Source organism: Bacillus sp. OTU530 (genome assembly GCF_038440375.1).
The window spans coordinates 130,035-145,328 of the sequence record NZ_JASATP010000008.1 but is presented as its reverse complement, the minus strand read 5'-3'; the positions used below and the strand labels follow the sequence as shown (position 1 = coordinate 145,328).

At 40.5% G+C, this 15,294-nt stretch carries 13 protein-coding genes and 2 other annotated features; of the genes, 9 read left to right on the top strand and 4 right to left on the bottom strand.

Annotation, left to right across the window (positions count from 1 at the left end; translation table 11 throughout):
• The first annotated feature begins 480 nt into the window (after positions 1-480).
• The 3 genes from AAHB12_RS08605 to AAHB12_RS08595 all read left to right on the top strand — a co-directional run bounded on the left by AAHB12_RS08605 (position 481) and on the right by AAHB12_RS08595 (position 3,067).
• Positions 481-2,154 (top strand): copper resistance protein CopC, encoded by a 1,674-nt coding sequence (locus AAHB12_RS08605; protein ID WP_342045034.1) that lies wholly within the window; start codon positions 481-483, stop codon positions 2,152-2,154.
• A 23-nt stretch (positions 2,155-2,177) separates the two neighbouring features.
• Positions 2,178-2,801 carry a YcnI family copper-binding membrane protein gene (locus tag AAHB12_RS08600; RefSeq protein WP_129729933.1) on the top strand — a complete coding sequence of 208 codons (624 nt, stop codon included), beginning with the start codon at positions 2,178-2,180 and terminating at the stop codon, positions 2,799-2,801.
• A 116-nt stretch (positions 2,802-2,917) separates the two neighbouring features.
• The gene (locus AAHB12_RS08595; protein WP_165350860.1) at positions 2,918-3,067 is read left to right on the top strand and encodes a hypothetical protein; all 150 of its coding nucleotides are present in this window, start codon (positions 2,918-2,920) and stop codon (positions 3,065-3,067) included.
• 217 nt (positions 3,068-3,284) lie between these two features.
• Here the strand turns inward: AAHB12_RS08595 and AAHB12_RS08590 are convergent, their stop codons facing one another.
• Positions 3,285-3,914: an NAD(P)-dependent oxidoreductase gene (locus AAHB12_RS08590; protein WP_342044966.1), complete on the bottom strand. Its 630-nt coding sequence runs from the start codon at positions 3,912-3,914 to the stop codon at positions 3,285-3,287.
• A 260-nt stretch (positions 3,915-4,174) separates the two neighbouring features.
• On the opposite strand from AAHB12_RS08590, the gene AAHB12_RS08585 reads away from it, so the two are divergent.
• Complete coding sequence (locus AAHB12_RS08585) at positions 4,175-4,324, top strand: hypothetical protein (RefSeq protein ID WP_342044964.1); 150 nt, start codon at positions 4,175-4,177, stop codon at positions 4,322-4,324.
• A 38-nt stretch (positions 4,325-4,362) separates the two neighbouring features.
• Here AAHB12_RS08585 and AAHB12_RS08580 read toward each other — a convergent pair whose 3' ends face one another.
• On the bottom strand, positions 4,363-5,844 hold the full coding sequence (locus tag AAHB12_RS08580; protein WP_446715530.1) for a SulP family inorganic anion transporter: 1,482 nt from the start codon (positions 5,842-5,844) through the stop codon (positions 4,363-4,365).
• A 568-nt stretch (positions 5,845-6,412) separates the two neighbouring features.
• Between AAHB12_RS08580 and AAHB12_RS08575 the strand changes: the two genes are divergently transcribed.
• Positions 6,413-7,492: a flavin-containing monooxygenase gene (locus AAHB12_RS08575; RefSeq protein WP_342044962.1), complete on the top strand. Its 1,080-nt coding sequence runs from the start codon at positions 6,413-6,415 to the stop codon at positions 7,490-7,492.
• A 216-nt stretch (positions 7,493-7,708) separates the two neighbouring features.
• The gene (argH, locus tag AAHB12_RS08570; RefSeq protein WP_342045033.1) at positions 7,709-9,226 is read left to right on the top strand and encodes an argininosuccinate lyase; all 1,518 of its coding nucleotides are present in this window, start codon (positions 7,709-7,711) and stop codon (positions 9,224-9,226) included.
• Between the two features lie 179 nt (positions 9,227-9,405).
• Here argH and AAHB12_RS08565 read toward each other — a convergent pair whose 3' ends face one another.
• Complete coding sequence (locus AAHB12_RS08565) at positions 9,406-10,653, bottom strand: MFS transporter (protein WP_342044961.1); 1,248 nt, start codon at positions 10,651-10,653, stop codon at positions 9,406-9,408.
• Between the two features lie 588 nt (positions 10,654-11,241).
• Positions 11,242-11,511 (top strand) — a binding site (T-box leader).
• 86 nt (positions 11,512-11,597) lie between these two features.
• Positions 11,598-11,867: a binding site (T-box leader), on the top strand.
• A 203-nt stretch (positions 11,868-12,070) separates the two neighbouring features.
• On the opposite strand from AAHB12_RS08565, the gene ilvB reads away from it, so the two are divergent.
• The 3 genes from ilvB to AAHB12_RS08550 are packed head-to-tail and all read left to right on the top strand — an operon-like array spanning position 12,071 to position 14,474.
• Positions 12,071-13,813 (top strand): biosynthetic-type acetolactate synthase large subunit, encoded by a 1,743-nt coding sequence (gene ilvB / locus AAHB12_RS08560; RefSeq protein WP_342044959.1) that lies wholly within the window; start codon positions 12,071-12,073, stop codon positions 13,811-13,813.
• 6 nt (positions 13,814-13,819) lie between these two features.
• Positions 13,820-14,302, top strand: a complete 483-nt coding sequence (ilvN, locus tag AAHB12_RS08555; RefSeq protein WP_342044958.1) for an acetolactate synthase small subunit — start codon at positions 13,820-13,822, stop codon at positions 14,300-14,302.
• A gap of 28 nt (positions 14,303-14,330) precedes the next feature.
• Positions 14,331-14,474, top strand: coding sequence for a hypothetical protein (locus AAHB12_RS08550; RefSeq protein WP_342044956.1), 144 nt, complete (start codon positions 14,331-14,333; stop codon positions 14,472-14,474).
• A 2-nt stretch (positions 14,475-14,476) separates the two neighbouring features.
• Here the strand turns inward: AAHB12_RS08550 and AAHB12_RS08545 are convergent, their stop codons facing one another.
• Positions 14,477-15,220, bottom strand: a complete 744-nt coding sequence (locus AAHB12_RS08545) for an SDR family NAD(P)-dependent oxidoreductase (RefSeq protein ID WP_129727387.1) — start codon at positions 15,218-15,220, stop codon at positions 14,477-14,479.
• Positions 15,221-15,294 lie beyond the last annotated feature (74 nt).

Sequence of the window (15,294 nt, the reverse complement as noted above, 5' to 3'; positions counted from 1 at the left end):
TTCTCCTTTCTGTCTATGCCTGTGATTCAATAGATTCCTCTATCATTTTGTTAGGTTCATTGCACCAAACATACGTTCTGTATTCAACAGCGAAATCAGAAAAATAATAAAGTAGGCTTTCGCCTACTAGAAATTCATCCCCCACCTACTCATATTGGGCTGCGCCCTTCCCATTCCTTGAGGAAGGGGACTTCTTTCCAGAAAAACGTTAAATTTTTAATTGATGCCTATGTTGTGATAGATGGAAAGAGAAGAATTATTTTTATGTCCATACTGTATGCTTTTTCAGCATAGCTGCGTGAATAAACGCCAAAAACTCTGCTCATTTTCTCTAATCACTATAAAAGTATGAAGCATCTAACATTATTCACAAGGTTTTCGCATTTTCCTCACATTTTGGTGCCATAATTATATTATATTTAGTTTCAGTATCTCCCAGGGAATAGGGAGGGAAAGGGTAGAGTGGGTGGACAGTATTTAATGTATATCAAAAGGTTTGGATTATGGATGGTGTTTTTCTTTTTATATAGCATGTTATCGCCTATCTTTACATCTGCGCATGCTTATATTACTAAAGCAACCCCTGCGGAAAACGAAATTTTGCCTAAAGCACCTTCTATTGTCAGCATTGAGTTTGATGAGAGGATTCAGTCTTCTAGCTTTGCTTCCCTTATTGTGATGGATGCTTCAGGAAAGCGGGTAGACTTAAAAAATGCTCATATCAATAAAGAGAATCCAAGGATGATGGAAGCTGGAGTGAAACCTAATATACGAGATGGTGCTTATTCCGTTCATTGGAAAGTGATTTCAGCAGATGGGCATCCTGTTCAAGGGGTAATTCCATTTCATATCGGGACTGCGGGAGAAGATTCTAATGCTTCACAAGCACACACAACCGGTTATATACCGAAATTGGATATGCTTATTGAACGTGGGCTCTTATATACGGGTTTTTCTCTTTATATAGGTGTTATATTTTTTAATCTTATTATTCGAAAATCAGATAACCAGCAGTCTACTAAGGTTCAATCAAGAAGTCGGATCATCCTTTGGTTATCGCTGCTTGGAATTTCCCTTAGCTTGTTGTTCAATCTTCCTTTACAAACAAAAATAAATGCAGATGTATCGTGGTCGAAGGCGTTTCAGCTCTCATTGTTGAGAGAAACTCTGGAGCTTCCTGGCTTTGGACATATATGGGTTATTCAGATGATTCTCGTTGCTTTGCTTTCTGTGGCAACCTATGTAGCTATCAAAAGAGGAAGTTTTACTTCGTGGAAAGCATGGGTAATCCCTGTGATGCTCGTGGTGGGACTGCTGATAACGAAAGCCTTCATTGGTCATGCAGCTGCTTCTAAGTATAAAGAGATAGCAATACCCATGGATTTTCTTCATTTATTCGCTGCCTCCTTATGGTTGGGAGGGTTGCTTGGAATTGCTTTTCTATTACCTGTAGATCATGCTGGTGCAGAACATGATAAAAGAGATTGGTCACGATATTGGGATGCAATTCGTCGATTTTCTCCTTGGGCGATGGCTGCTGTTTCAATCATTTTTTTCACGGGACTTGTCACTAGTACATTTTTTGTTCCAACAATCACTTCTCTTTTTGATACAAATTATGGGAGGTTTCTGTTCGCAAAGATTATTTTATTTGTAGTGATGGGGATATTAGGGATTGTTCATTTTGTGAAAGGTAAGCTGCGTCGAAAGAAAGGGATCGGGGCTACAGTAGGTGTTGAATGGAGCATAGGAATCATTGTGATGGTACTTGCAGCATTTTTAACGAATTTGCCGACTCCTCCGATACCGGCAACAGGACCTTTTCATGAAACCAGGCAGCTGGATAATGGCAATCAGCTCACTTTAAGCATTAGTCCTAATGCAGTGGGGATGAATACATTTGATGTTGAGTTAAATGATAAAAATGGACAGCCTGTTACTGATATAGAACAACTTACATTGACAGTCTCTTCGTTAGATATGGAGATGGGAAAAGAGACATTTAGAGTTCCAGCTGTATCAACAGGAAAGTTTCAAACAAAAGGAATGTATTTAAATATGACAGGACAATGGACCATAAAGGTTCATGGACTGGCAACATCTCTTGATAGTTTTGATATAGATTTTCGTTCGACGGTAGGCAGTCGACAATAAGAGGATAAAGGGGATTATGAAGCATGACAAAAAGCAAAAGGTTAATGGCAGCACTTATACCAACAATAGCGGCAACATTTCTTTTTTCAGTATCTGCAAGTGCTCACGTATCGGTAAAGCCCAGCACTTCTACAACTGAGGCATGGGAAACATATACGATGAAGGTCCCCGTTGAAAAAGATGTACCAACAACAAAAGTTACCTTGAAAATTCCTGATGGAGTAGAGTTTGAACAATATCAACCTGTACCTGGATGGACAGTTAGTGAACAGAAGGATGCATCTGGAAAAGCAACATCCATTACCTGGACAGCAACTGGTGAAGGTATTTTATCAGGGCAATTTCAACAGTTCACCTTTGTAGCAAAAAACCCGGCTAGCGGGCAGAAGGTCGCTTGGGATGCGTACCAATACTATACAGACGGCAGTATTGTAGAATGGGCAGGAGAGGAAGGAAGTGACACACCGCATTCTATTACTGAGATTAGCGCGGCTTCTTCAACTGAGAAACAAGACCAGACAGTAACGGATACAACAAAAACACAATCAAATACTGGCGGTGTACAAACAATCCCAACGGTCGTATCGATTATTTCTCTGTTAGTTTCGATTGCAGCGTTAATTAGTGCATTACGACGCAAAAAATAGAGCCACTCAGTACTAAGCATTGCTTTTCTGCAAACCCCAATGTTCGTCTCCTTGTTTGTATAAAAAACGGATAAAAGAGCATAGTAGTAACGATTACAGATAAAGGAGGGATAACAATGGGCGGAGCAGGAAAGCAAAACAAAAACCAAAAACTAGCGCAATTGAGCCAGCAAGGCACACATAACGATGTGGAGTTTGGCGCTGAGCAAGGAAATGCACAGTATCAGAGCCAGAAGAAAAGCGGTAAGCAAATGAATAAACGATAAAAAAACTTGGCCTTGTGCCAGGTTTTTTAGCACTGTAAGAAAGTATAAATTTCTAGCTGGAAGCCAACTCGACGTAGTGAGAAACTTTAGGAATACAGTATAAGTAGGGCTGTGCCTCTGTCTTCGCCCAAAGGCGGGGCTCGCCAATCGACAAGTTTTCTTTAGTTGGAATAGGGGTTAATCTGCATGTTCCAGTTTATGGGTAGTTTCGTTTTATCTAATTTGCTATAAACGGTGTTTGACGCAAATATTTAGAATCTGAAATTTCATTAATCAAAAAATCTGCAATATCACGGTTGGTAATAGTCAGTCCTGGCATATCATACAGACTTGCTTTTATAGCTTTATTACCGCTTTTTTCAAAAACAAATGGTAAGCGAACAAGCGTCCAATCGATCCCGCTTTCTTGGAGAAGGGCAAGCTCTTTTTTCTTATCCTGAATCATCTCAGCATACATCATGCGGAAGACAATGGCACCGAACCGATTTGTTAAGGACTTTTTATCTCCATACACATCCAAAGAACCTCCCGTTACTCCTATGTATCGTTTGATCCCCATCTTTGACATAGTGGCAATTACCAATTTCGTAACTTCACTATATAAAGGTGCTTCTCTGTTAGGCTGTCCAAATGTATTCACAACAGCTTCACATCCTTTAAGCAAAGAGACAATGGACTCTGAGCTTTGAGCATCTCCTTTAATAAGTTCTATATTTTTGTTGGCTATTAACACTTTTTCTGGATTTCTGACGAGCATGCGCACTTTATAGCCTTTTTTTATTGCTGTTTCTGCTAGAAATCTACCTGCTTTTCCAGTTCCTCCTATAATAGCAATCGTATATTTCATCTAGAGTGGGCCTCCTATCACGATTTTCCTTTTATCTCCATTTTATCATGAGAAAGTCTAAAAAAGCGCTATGGCTTTACGAGAACACTTCATAGAATTGTAAAAGTTACATTAAGACAGCCTTTTTTTGTTGTTTTATATAAGTATGTGGAACAAAAAGTAACCAACTCCTTATGGCAGTTGGTTGCTTTTTTTATAGAATATTATATAATAAAGAAAACGCTTTCAAAATTGTGTTCGTATTCAGAAGGAGAGGGATCATGATGTACCTTCACCAAACCAAATTACGTATGCAGGCTTTTGAAAAACTAACAAAGAATCGATGCGAAGAACAAGAAAACAATACATTATTCAACTACTCAATTGTCTTTATCGGTGTTGTTATTCTATTATGGCAATCACTCGTATAAAAAAATTCCCCTTCTTTATTATGAAGGGGAATTTTTTATTAATGACCGATATTCTGATCTAAGCCACCTGGTTTATTAAATACTGCGATACGGTTCAGTAACGTTGCACTTGCCTCATTTAAACCAAGAATACGAGCTTGTATGCCGTTTTGGTGAAACTTGAGTACAACCTTATCAATCGCCGTAACGCCTGATTCATCCCATATATGAGCATGAGATAAATCGATATCAACAGTTTTGACATGCTCTTGCTTAAAGTTGAAAGAAGAAAGGAAATCCGTTACAGAAGCAAAGAATACCTGGCCCTCTACTCTATACTCCATCTTTTGAAGGGACGGATAAGCTGTTTCAGTTACCTTAACTTTTGAAATTTTGGAAGCAAAGAAAATTGCACTTAATACAATTCCTAGGATCACACCAACTGCTAAGTTATGAGTAAGCACGATTGCAACAACAGTTGTAACCATTACAACAGCATCTGTTTTCGGCAGCTTGTGCAGTCGTGTTAAAGAACCCCAGTCAAACGTACTGATGGATACTGTGATCATAACTGCTACAAGAGCAGCCAAAGGAATTTGAACTACAATTTGATTTAAAACAATAATAAGAAACATCAAAAAAGCACCGGCAACAAAAGCAGAAAGACGTCCGCGCCCTCCAGATTTCATGTTAATGACCGATTGTCCAATCATAGCACAGCCCGCCATACCGCCAAAAAATCCATTTATAATATTGGCAATTCCTTGTCCTCTACATTCCTTATTTTTATTACTTTGTGTATCCGTCATCTCATTCACAATTTGAGCTGTTAACAAAGACTCAATCAAACCAACTAGAGCCAATGAAAGCGCGTATGGAAAAATAATACGAAGGGTTTCTAGGTTAAACGGTACATCAGGAATTAAAAAATGCGGTAATGTGTTTGAAATGCTCCCCATATCACCAATTGTTCTCACATCACTGTGAGTATAAATTGAAATGGCGCTAATCACAATAATCGCAATCAGCGGCGAAGGAACAGCTTTCGTTATCTTAGGGAATAAATAAATAATCACTAATCCGCCAGCTACCATAGCATACATCGGCCAGGATTCACCTGAGAATGAAGGTAATTGCGATGTGAAAATTAAAATAGCCAATGAGTTTACAAAACCGACCATAACAGAATTAGGAATAAATTTTACCAATTCTCCGATTCGAAGAACGCCAAGTAAAAATTGAAGTACTCCTGTTAAAATAGTGGCTGCAAGCATGTACTCGATGCCATGGTCCTTCACCAATCCGACCAATACCAATGCCATGGCACCCGCAGCGGCTGAAATCATTCCTGGGCGTCCCCCAACAAAAGCAATTACAATTGCTACACAAAACGAAGCGTACAAACCGACCATAGGATTCACACCGGCGATAATAGAAAAGCCAATTACTTCTGGTATTAAAGCTAATGCTACGACAATCCCCGCTAATATATCCGTTCGCACATGAGAGAACCATTCTTGTTTTAGTCCCTGCTTCAAAATAGCACCTCTTTCTATTTATTTAGTTTTTGCAGTTCAATGACCTTCACCTCATGAAAGTCGGACCGACATAACAGAAGAAATTATACATAACAATTCAGGTTTTAACAAACAATAAATTTTAAAGATTGTTAGAATATGGACCGAGTGTTGGCTTTTATCTTAATTTTATGATTCAACCCGGAATACTCGTTTTACAACTTTATGGCTAACGATTCCTAATTTTTAGAAATTTCTTCAAGATTCATTGACTCTCTGAGAAAAAGATTCATATAATGGAATCAAACATATGAATGATTGTTCATATGTTCAAGAGTGTGAAGGAAATCCGTAATGGAAAAACTTGCAGTGAAATATACAAAAAAGAATTCTTTATAGAGAAATTGTTGAAAAGGTGAAACAGGCTGCTCCCGATAATGAAAAGCTGTATAACGCCGCAAAATTATTTATGGCTCTTGGAAATCTGGAAATCGTACGAGAGCTAGGCTTTTTCTTTGATAAGGGGTGGTGAGGAAATTTTCTATCATGATATATAGACTAGGTAGCTTACAAAGAGGGAGGAGACACGGACATGCTAGATGTCATCATTATTGGAGCGGGGCAAGCTGGGCTCAGTATGGGATTTTTCTTAAAACAGCAGGAGGTTTCGTTTTTGCTGCTAGATGCGGGAGAACGAGTTGGGGACAGTTGGCGAAAGCGATATGACTCTTTGATCCTTTTTACGCCAAAATCATATAGTGCATTGCCGGGTCTGGCCTTTGAAGGAGATCAGGATGCATTTCCTTCAAAGGGTGAGATGGCGGACTATTTAGAAACATACGCTGAGCATTTTTCTCTGCCAATCCAATTGCGTACGCATGTACAAAAGGTGCAGCAGGTCGATATAGGTTTTAAAGTAGTTACCAACAAAGAAATTTTATACAGTAAACAAATCGTAATAGCTTCCGGTGCCTTTCAAGCTCCATTTCTGCCTCCTGCATCACAACAATACTCGAAGGATGTGTTTCAAATCCATTCTTCGGCGTATATCTCGCCAAAGCAAATTCCTGAGGGCCCTGTTTTGGTCGTAGGAGGGGGGAATTCCGGAGCACAAATTGCAACAGAACTTGCGGAGGATCGAGAGGTAACTATCGCAATCAGTCATCCATTCAAATTTTTGCCTTTGCACTTCTTTGGAAAAAGTATCTTCTTCTGGCTTGAAATATTAGGATTTTTATACGCCGGTACAGATACAAAACGGGGCGTCTGGTTTCGCAAGAAAGGTGATCGCATTTTGGGTGTTGAGTGTAGGAATTTGATTCGAAGTGGAAAAGTACGAGTGAAATCGAGAGTAGTGGATGTCCAGGGAGAAAGAACGATTTTTCAAGATGGTAGCAGCATGGACGTGAAAAATATCATCTGGTCAACAGGTTTTGTTCCAGATTACAAGTGGTTAGAGGTAAACGGAGCATTAGATGAGAAGGGAGAACCTCTTCACTATAGGGGAGTCAGTCCTGTGGAGGGATTATTCTTTATCGGTTTGCCATGGCAACGACAAAGGGGCTCAGCACTTGTTTGCGGTGTTGGGCGTGATGCAGAATATTTGCTTTCTTTTATCAAAGACGCATTACGTAAGGCAGAGATAGACAGCTTAGAGAAATATATTGTATGAAAGAGCCAAAAGTTTTTAATTTTAGACCAGGACATGGAGTTCAACGTATGATAGATACCAAAGACATTCAATATTTCATAATGAACGAGGTGAAATGAGCACAGTCCATACAATGTAATTGCATAGTTTACTGAAATGCATAGTCGTTAGAAAAAATGATAGCTAGTATACAATCCAAGGGGGAAGAAGCAATTGGATACATTAAACAGGAAGGAAATGAATGGGGGGAACAATCGCGATCAAATTGTTCAAAAGGAGGGTCATACATTCCCAGGGAAAGCCTATATGGAGGTTGTTCTTGCACCTGCATACGATGAAGCAAAGCGGCATTTATTAGAACCAATGATGGCGATTCATAAAGCTCACCTTATCATGCTGGATGAACAACAACTCATTTCCCGCAACGAGGGGAAGCAGATCGCCGAGGCTATTAGAATGCTAGATTTACAGTCCTTGCGCATCTCTCAGTACTCCGGTCAATTTGAAGATTTATTCTTTCAGGTTGAACATGAGCTGTTAGATAAAGCAGGGGATATTGCCGGTAACCTGCACATCGCTCGGAGCCGTAACGATATGAGTATCGCAATGTTCCGATTAACACTGCGCGATAAAATGCAAACTGCATTATCTTCCGTATTATTTTTGAAAGAAGAGTTACTGCAATTTGCCAGTAAACATGTAGATACGCTCATGATTGGGTATACCCATACACAACAGGCTCAACCAACCACATTGGCTCATTATATTCTAGCTGTCATTGATTCATTAAACCGTGATGTACAGCGATTGATGCTGGCGTATGAACATTGTAATCAAAGTCCGATGGGAGCAGCAGCCCTTACGACTTCCGGGTTTAACATTAATAGGGAGCGAATGGCGGAGTTGCTTGGCTTTGATGGGCTAATTGAAAATTCCTATGACGCCATTGCGGGAGCTGATTATATCGCTGAGGTCATGACTGCCACTCAAATTACCGCAATCACCCTCGGGCGCTTCATTCAAGATTTGTTGTTGTGGAGTACGCAAGAGTACGGGGTGCTGCGTGTTTCAGATGCTTACGTACAAACGAGTTCTATCATGCCCCAAAAGCGTAATCCGGTATCTCTAGAGCATTTACGTTCTTTATTATCTAGCTGTGTGGGTAATACCCAGACGGTACTGACGATGATTCACAACACACCTTTTGGTGATATTGTTGATACAGAGGACGATATGCAGCCGTATGCCTGGAGAAGCCTAGATCTATTAGACAAATTATGCAGACTGATGGGCTGTGTAATCGCAACTGCTGAAGTGAATAAAGAAGTGCTGCGTGAACGGGCTAAAGCTAGCTTCGCTACTATCACGGAATTGGCGGATACGTTAGTGAGAACAGACGCCCTCTCCTTCCGCAAAGCACATCACATTGCAAGCAATGTGGTAAAGGCCGCAATAGCTCAAGGTATCGCCGCACATGAGGTCACGCTGACTCTCGTCAATGAAGCGGCCGTCGGTGTCATAGGCAAACCATTACTGCTGGATGAGGTTAAACTGCAGCAATCCCTTGATCCCGAGTATTTTGTAGACATTCGTTCGTTGCCGGGTGGCCCAAATCGAGACGAGGTAAGAAGAATGATTGCGCTGCGGAGAGGGCAGTACGGTGATCATCAGTCTTGGCTAAAGGCAGCGAAAGAGAAATCTTCAGAATCGCTTCGACATTTAGATGAGGTATTGAAAGAGTGGTGTAATAGCTAGGTAGAACCCCTTACATCATACTTTTTAAGGAAAACTTGCCGAACTGTATTCCTAAAATTTCTCGCTACGTCGAATTGTCTTCCAGCTAGAAATTTATACTTTCTTACAGTGATAAAAAGCCGCGAATACTCATGACTTCAGTCATCGGTATTCGCGGCCTTTGTTTTTTTATCTGCTTACTATATTTCCTCTTTAATTCCCTTGTTGACTGCGTCCTTTTTCATTAAAGGCAACAGACTTAGAATTCCGATCACAAGAAGCAGTGCTGCTGCTTCGTAGATGTAAACAATAGAAAGATGGGTTTTCAGCCATCCAGCAGTTGACATCGTAATGACCATCGCCCCCATAAATAGAGGAGTTAATATGCCATTTACCCTGCCGATAAAGGCTTCTTCTGTATTTTGCAAAATCATTGTATTAATTCCTATATGGATGCAAGGCATAAATACACCTGAAAAAAACTGTGCGGTCAGAGTCAACCAGAATGCACTGGATAAACCCATGCCAATAAATCCAATAGCACTTGCCCCCATACCGATTGCCAAAAGCATTTGCGGCGGCATTTTTTTCGAAAGGCCTACTGTAATTCCGCCGCCGAGAATCATACCAATCCCAAAGGCAGCCATAAGCCATTGTAAATCTTCCTTTGGCAGTCCCAATCTCTCTGTGATCAAAAATACACCGAGCGGCTGCGTTAGTCCAATAGCCAGCCCTGCTGCCGCAAAACAGCCGCCAAGCAAGGTTAATGGTCTGCTGTTCAATACATAGCGGAAACCTTCCTTCATTTCCTCCACCAAGGTCGTTTTCGGTTTCTCTTCCGCCGGCGCAGGGTCTTCTGGCAGCATCAGCAGAACGGCCGCTGAACATAGAAAAGCAATACCCATGATAGCGACAGCTGTTAAGATACCAAAATGCTGATAGACGAAGGTGCCTAGAACTGGACCTAAAATCATAAAAAGTGCAAAGATAGTCTGATACATGGACATACCCATCTGAATAAGCTCAGCAGGCACATACAGCTTGAACAGCTTCATGCCGGACGGCTGTGAAAACTGCGAGAGAATAGATGAAACAAGCGTTGCAAAGAAAATTACTTTCCAGCTGCCAAAAAACAAAGTGAGCAGAACGATAAAGACAGAAGCGGCACTTAACACATCACACCAAACCATCGTCCTCTTCGGCCGCCATCTATCAGCAAATGTTCCGCCTATAAACGAAAATAGAAAGATTGGGGCAAATTCGGCAACAGATATTAAAGACACCGCAACCGGATTTTCATTGGTCTTCTCAATTACATATAAAAGAATTGAATAGTTTCTCACCCAAATCCCAATTTGAAGGAATAACACCGACAGCAAAATGGTTCGGATTACTTGGTTTTGAAACAATGCTCCCATACCTAATTTCTCATTGCGCGTTATTTCCATAAAAAAGCCTCCTTTTCCATTTCTGGATAGGAGGCTTTGTTTTGGGCACAAAAGAAGACAGAAAATACCCGATGGGCAGTTTCATGCTTCATTTTTGTTCTCAAAAGGCAAAACTAATCCAATCCAGAAAAATGGCTCGTAGTTAAGTCTATTACGCCTGTTTTTCTAAATAAGGATTAGTAGATCATCGCCCTTTGTCACCCTTCCGTAAATTGTTAATTTCATACTATCTTATAATACAATTCAAATCAATACGTACAAGCTTATTTTATGTTAAATAAAGGATAAGTTCTTAAATTTGATCACCTGGCCTTTAGAAAAGCTTGTGGAGGGGCTATTGTTGAAGAGTTGGTATCTTACCCTCTAAATATAGAATCATAACTAACACGATTTTCCAAAGCAACAGGGCATGCTATTAACTAGAAAATGAATCATGTATAAAAAACGTTATCCTTATCAATACTTTTACTAAAAGGATAGCGACTGTCATATATATTCAAATGAACTCGATAAGCATGCGTCAGAAATTTTTTATAAATCATTATTGACATTTTATCAGAGTTATAATAAGATTCAGAATATTAATACTTCTATGCTACGAAGAGGATTAAGAAATAGGGCTCTTATGTACAGAGAGCGAAGGATTTGCTGGGACCTTTGCCATAATCTCTATTTTCGCTGTCACCTCTGAGCTGTTTTCCTGAACGAAAGGTTGAACAACCTTGCCAGTAGGGAAGACCGGAAGGACACACGTTATTGTGTCAAAGGTTTCATTTAGAGACCTACTGAGGTTATACGCTGTGAGGCGTGTAATAAATTAGGGTGGTACCGCGGAAGACAACCTCTTTCGTCCCTGTTACGCAATAAGTGCGTGCGTTGGGATGAAAGAGGTTTTTTATATGCAATGATTTTGTTAGGTGATTAATTGGTGAAAACTGAAAAAGAAGTTAGCTATGAAGAGGATTAAGAAATAGAGCGCTTATGTACAGAGAGCGAAGGATTTGCTGAGACCTTTGCCGTAATCTCTACTTTCGCTGTCGCCTCTGAGCTGTTTTCCTGAACGAGGGATTGAATAATCTTGCCAGTAGGGAAGACCGGAAGGACACACGTTATTGTGTCAAAGGTTTCATTTAGAGACCTACTGAGGTTATACGCTGTGAGGCGTGTAACAAATTAGGGTGGTACCGCGGAAGACAACCTCTTTCGTCCCTGTGACGCAATAAGTGCGTGCACTGGGATGAAAGAGGTTTTTTTATTTTACACTTTAAGAAAGTTCCAGCTAAAAGCGAATTCGTTGTGGTAGAAAATCCCAAGGATAAAGTGTAAGCGAAACTACGCCTTTGTCTTCGTCTAATGGTCCGCCAATCGCGAGTTTTCTTTAAATGAACACAACCTATTTTTTGAAGGAGGATTACAAATGAGTGCTCAAAGTTCAGCTATTTTACTAAAAGAAGGTCTTCGAGAAAAGTTATTAAAGCCTGATTACCTATCAGGTTCGGAAATTTTACTTCGATGCTTGTTATTAGAAGGAGTAGATTGCGTCTTCGGTTATCCAGGGGGAGCCGTATTGTATATGTATGACGCCATGTATGGAAACGAGGATTTCCATCACCTGTTGACACGCCATGAGCAAGGGGCAATTCATGCAGCAGATGGATATGCGAGGTCGACAGGCAAGGTAGGTGTGTGTATTGCTACATCGGGTCCGGGGGCTACAAATCTTGTCACGGGGATTGCTACGGCTCATATGGATTCCATTCCTCTTGTTGTTATCACAGGTAATGTAGCTACGTCTCTCATTGGTACGGATGCCTTTCAAGAAGCGGATATCATGGGAATCACCATGCCCATTACAAAGCATAGCTATCAAGTTCGCAAGGTTGAGGATTTAGCTGGAGTTATTCGTGAAGCATTTCATATTGCTTCTACAGGTAGAAAAGGTCCTGTATTGATTGATATTCCTAAGGATGTATCGGCTGATAAAACGACCTTTACTTATCCAGAGGAAATCCAAATACGCGGCTATAAACCAATCGAACATCCTAATAAACAACAGGTAGAAAAATTGTTGAAGGCCATAGAAGAAGCGGAACGTCCTGTCATTTTAGCTGGAGCTGGTGTTGTTCATTCTGGGGCACATCACGAGCTTTTGGAATTTGTTAACAAAACACAAATACCCGTAACTACTACACTGCTTGGGTTGGGCGGCTTTCCAAGTGCCCATTCTTTATGGATGGGGATGCCCGGGATGCACGGGACGTATACCGCAAATACAGCTATACAAGAGTGTGACTTACTGATTAGTATAGGGGCACGGTTTGATGATCGAGTGACGATGAACTTGGAGGGCTTTGCTCCAAAGGCAAGGCTCATTGCGCACATTGATATTGATCCTGCCGAAATTGGAAAAAATGTCGAGACCCATATCCCGTGCGTTGGTGATATAAAGTCAGTGTTGGCATTAGCTAATGAAGCTGCAAAACCTGCTCAAACTGAATCTTGGATTTCCAAAATCAAGGAAAATAAACAGAAGTTCCCGCTTAAATTTAAAGATGACGATGCGGTACTGAAGCCACAGTATGTGATCGAGATGATTCACGAAACAACCAAGGGGGAAGCCATTATAACCACAGATGTAGGACAACATCAAATGTGGGCAGCTCAATTTTATAAGTTTAATCATCCTCGATCTTTAATTACTTCCGGCGGGCTAGGTACGATGGGTTTTGGGTTCCCAGCGGCCATAGGAGCGCAAATGGGAAACCCAGACCGTCTAGTAATTTCCATCAATGGTGACGGCGGTATGCAAATGTGTTCGCAGGAATTAGCTATTTGTGCGATTCATAATATCCCCGTTAAGGTAGTAATCATCAATAATCAAGTGCTAGGCATGGTTCGTCAGTGGCAGGAATTCATTTATGAAGAGCGTTATAGCCAAATCGATTTATCAGGAAGTCCAGACTTTGTTCAATTGGCTAAGGCATATGGAGTAAAAGGGCTTCGAGCACAAACAAAAGAAGAAGCTCACCGTGTGTGGCAAGAAGCATTGGAGACACCAGGTCCTGTAGTAATTGACTTTGTAGTGCCGACAAGTGAGGTTGTTCTTCCAATGGTTTTACAAGGAAAAACGCTTAGTGAAATGATGATGGAGGAGGAATAACAAGTCATGGAACAACAAAAAACCATCTCGCTATTAGTCAAAGATCATCCAGGGGTTATGCAGAGAGTAACAAGTTTATTTACTCGACGTGGCTTTAATATGGAAAGCATTACAGTTGGTGCCTCAGAAGAAGCCGGCGCGTCACGAATTATTATTGTTACCACTGGCGATGATAGCTTAGTTAAGCAAATCCTAAATCAACTATTAAAATTAGTTGATGTCTACGAAGCAACACTTCTTCGACCAGCAGAAACAGTTACACGCGAATTAGCCCTTATGAAGATGAATATAGACCCAAGCAAGAATGAGGAACTTGCAGGTATAGTGGAAAGATATCAAGCGACCGTGGTAGATATCGGTACAAAGACAATGATTATCCAAGCTGTGGGAGACACAGAAAAAATTAACGCGATAGTAGAACAATTGATGCCATATGGAATGTCCCAATTGTCACGTACGGGAGTGATGGCGATGGAGAAGGGGAGTTGAAGCCATATTATTAATAAGAGGAATTATTATGACGAGAATTGATAGTAAAATAAATGAAGAAAAGCTAGGTCTTCTTACATCGAGAAGACCTGTTTTTTATACTGTATTTACAAGGAGCGTTCATATAAAAATCAAAATATTGAATTTACAAAAACGATACGCAACTCCATAGGGTCAGAGTGTTTGTCCATTATCAATTGTAAATACCTGCCCTGTAACAGACTCCTGCATCAATTGAAAAAGAATAGCATCTGCGATATCGTTAGGTGTTGAAATTTTTTGAAGGGGTAAGCTTCCTGCAAGCTGGTACATCTTTTCTTCGTTGCCGGACCACCATCTTGTATCCACTGCGCCTGGAGAGATACTGTTCACTCGAATCTCAGGTGCCAATGCAATTGCTAATGACCTTGTCATAGTGTGAATGGCTGCTTTTGTTGCTGCATATGGGATAGATGAACCAATTCCTGTCATTCCGGCTACACTGCCCAAGTTAACAATAACACCGGATTTTTGTTTCTTCATATACGGGACAACTGCTTTTATACAGTGGAACATCCCTTTCACATTTACATCAAATAAAGAATCCCATACTTGGTTAGTTACAGATTCTAAATCATTCATTGGTATCTGAGCTGTAATGCTTGCATTGTTTACTAAACCGTCTACTGTCCCAAAAGAGGTGACAGTTTGAGATACCATTTCATTGACTTCTTTTTCTATTGCTACATTCGCCTTATAGGCAAATGCCTTGCTTCCCCGGTGGATAATTTCCCTAACGACTTCTGCTGCTTCCTTTTCCGAGCGGCTATAATTTACGACAATTTTTGCTCCTGCATCCGCTAACTTCAAAGCTGTTGCCCTTCCTATGCCAGTGCCGCCGCCAGTTATAATGAATGTCTTATCTCTTAATTGCTCCATTTTGCATCATCCTTATTTTGTTTTATCTAATATGCTTTATTATATTTTTATTTAGGTAAAGGATATAATACTAG

Excerpts from the sequence above, each read along its gene's own strand:
- AAHB12_RS08565 (WP_342044961.1), bottom strand. The coding sequence starts at position 10,653 with ATGGAAATAACGCGCAATGAGAAATTAGGTATGGGAGCATTGTTTCAA.
- ilvB (WP_342044959.1), top strand. The coding sequence starts at position 12,071 with ATGAGTGCTCAAAGTTCAGCTATTTTACTAAAAGAAGGTCTTCGAGAA.
- ilvN (WP_342044958.1), top strand. The coding sequence starts at position 13,820 with ATGGAACAACAAAAAACCATCTCGCTATTAGTCAAAGATCATCCAGGG.
- AAHB12_RS08575 (WP_342044962.1), top strand. The coding sequence starts at position 6,413 with ATGCTAGATGTCATCATTATTGGAGCGGGGCAAGCTGGGCTCAGTATG.
- AAHB12_RS08600 (WP_129729933.1), top strand. The coding sequence starts at position 2,178 with ATGACAAAAAGCAAAAGGTTAATGGCAGCACTTATACCAACAATAGCG.
- AAHB12_RS08595 (WP_165350860.1), top strand. The coding sequence starts at position 2,918 with ATGGGCGGAGCAGGAAAGCAAAACAAAAACCAAAAACTAGCGCAATTG.
- argH (WP_342045033.1), top strand. The coding sequence starts at position 7,709 with ATGAATGGGGGGAACAATCGCGATCAAATTGTTCAAAAGGAGGGTCAT.
- AAHB12_RS08550 (WP_342044956.1), top strand. The coding sequence starts at position 14,331 with ATGACGAGAATTGATAGTAAAATAAATGAAGAAAAGCTAGGTCTTCTT.
- AAHB12_RS08545 (WP_129727387.1), bottom strand. The coding sequence starts at position 15,220 with ATGGAGCAATTAAGAGATAAGACATTCATTATAACTGGCGGCGGCACT.
- AAHB12_RS08585 (WP_342044964.1), top strand. The coding sequence starts at position 4,175 with ATGATGTACCTTCACCAAACCAAATTACGTATGCAGGCTTTTGAAAAA.
- AAHB12_RS08590 (WP_342044966.1), bottom strand. The coding sequence starts at position 3,914 with ATGAAATATACGATTGCTATTATAGGAGGAACTGGAAAAGCAGGTAGA.
- AAHB12_RS08605 (WP_342045034.1), top strand. The coding sequence starts at position 481 with ATGTATATCAAAAGGTTTGGATTATGGATGGTGTTTTTCTTTTTATAT.